Origin of the sequence: Bacteroides sp., assembly GCF_019417265.1 — a bacterium.
GTDB lineage: Bacteria > Bacteroidota > Bacteroidia > Bacteroidales > Bacteroidaceae > Phocaeicola.
In genome coordinates this window covers 1-1,918 of record NZ_DXVR01000183.1, presented here as the reverse complement: position 1 = coordinate 1,918, position 1,918 = coordinate 1, and the positions used below count along the sequence as shown (strand labels likewise).

Annotated in this window: 2 protein-coding genes; both read right to left on the bottom strand. The window is 38.2% G+C overall.

The window, feature by feature from the left end:
- Positions 1 to 84: 84 nt before the first annotated feature.
- On the bottom strand, positions 85 to 708 hold the full coding sequence (locus tag QZ379_RS12700; RefSeq protein ID WP_005861843.1) for a DUF3226 domain-containing protein: 624 nt from the start codon (positions 706 to 708) through the stop codon (positions 85 to 87).
- Complete coding sequence (locus QZ379_RS12695; RefSeq protein ID WP_036617436.1) at positions 705 to 1,748, bottom strand: AAA family ATPase; 1,044 nt, start codon at positions 1,746 to 1,748, stop codon at positions 705 to 707. The genes QZ379_RS12700 and QZ379_RS12695 overlap by 4 nt, the downstream gene beginning before the upstream one ends.
- Positions 1,749 to 1,918: the final 170 nt, after the last annotated feature.

Genomic DNA, 1,918 nt, shown 5'->3' with positions numbered 1-1,918 from the left:
GGCCAGCACGTCATTGATAATCTCTTTCTCGATAGGGGAGGTGTATGTGAAACTGAGTTCGTAATAGTTCATGTCGTATCTTTTTTATGATAAATGTTCCTTTAAAAAAACAACTAAATTATTTAGCGTATCCGCATCAAGGTCCCAATGGTCTTTATTCCTATATTCTCTATTAGGTTCCTTTATTTTTTCCTTCTGTGTTTTAGAGGTCCCTAATAATACCTCCAGATAGGCATATATCTTTGTCTTTTTCGCAGGAAGTGTAAGAGGGGTATCTTCTCTCCAAGGCAATACTACCTGTTTCAATGCTTCCTCATAGCTGGTCCAACAATCCATGACAGGTTGATTTTCTGGATTGATTATCTTTTCTAACAAATCTTCCAATTCTCCTGTATCTTTATTGTTTGGAAATAGGAATAACTCGAAATCCACATGACAGCGTTCTTTCCACAAGATTAATTTCTTCTTCCTGTCTTCAAAATCAGCATCAGCATCAAAGATTACAAGGTTAACACCGCCATCTGCCGAAGTTCTGTTCATCTGATTCACATAAACTTCTTCTGTTTTAGGAGAAACGAGACAATTCCAACCGGATGTTTTGATAATATTACCCTGATCGATAGAAGTCTTAAATAAAAATTCCAATAGCTGTGAAATAAATCGCTTATCGGCGTCTCCTTCAACGAAAATCTTAAAAAGTTCTTTCATCGCCTGATTTCTATTTCATTGTCAATCGCCTCTTTCAATCCTTCAAAGGAATATCTGTAAGCTTGAAAACCAGCCTGCTTAGTCTTTGCGATATTGTAAACATTGGCAAGTTCACGAAGGCTTTCGTCATCTTGCATGACAGCCTCAAGACTTTGCAGGCACTCCAAGTTATGTGTAGTTACAAACAGCTGTATATTATGCTTTTCTATGAATTTCAGCAAAACCCTCCACATCAGTTTGTGGGTGGTATAATGAAGGCCGTTGTCGAATTCGTCAATCATGACAATGTGGTAATCCTCGCTGGCGATAGTGGCCATGATATTAATCATGCGCCTTACTCCATCGCCTGCCATGCTGATAGGCAGAAGTTCGTGCAATCCTTTCATGGCAAGATATAATCCATCCGGTAAAGCTTCTATGGATTCTATATCCGGATCAAACTCTTTCAAAGCATCAATGACAACCTGCTTCTTGTTCCTTTTTACCAATGTCGCAAAATTACTGGATGCGTTATTGTCATTTTTGTCCACAGGAATGAACAAGCAATTCAAATCCTCCTTATAAGTGGCATCTAGCGTTTGTTGCAGGGTTCCGTCCACACCGACGAATAAGGCAGTATGATACGAGAAGCCATCTTTTTCCTGCACATCAAAATCAAAATTCAATTGTTTGACAGTTGATTTTAAAGAGATGTCACTGGAAGAGGCTTCGGTCGTATTTCGAAAAAAGGGAGAGAAAGTGAGTCTTCGTACAGAAGTTCCGGTTTTTGCCTTTAACAGAGGCTGATTGTTAAAATCAATATTATGAAACAGGTATTTCAAGCTGTCCATATCGGAATTAGTCTGTGTTCTCCAGTAATTTACCCGCATGGGCATTATCGGATTGGCCATACCTACCAACATGAAAACGGCTTCTAATATAGTGCTCTTACCTACATTATTAGCGCCAACAAATACATTCAATCCAGACAATCGGTCTATTTTTATAGAATCGAAGCCCCTGAAGTTGGAAATTTCTATTTCGTTGAATTTTTTATCCATTAATAGTTGATTTTAGCCAGTACTTACTTTCCAAACTGCGTATATATCTACAAATATAGTTACATTTTATGGAAAACAATACAATACGTCTTCAAAATAATTGATATTCTTTCTCCGCGTCGAAGCAGGGGCAAGCCTTGCGAATGTTGGTGCTGAGTTGATAATGTCCT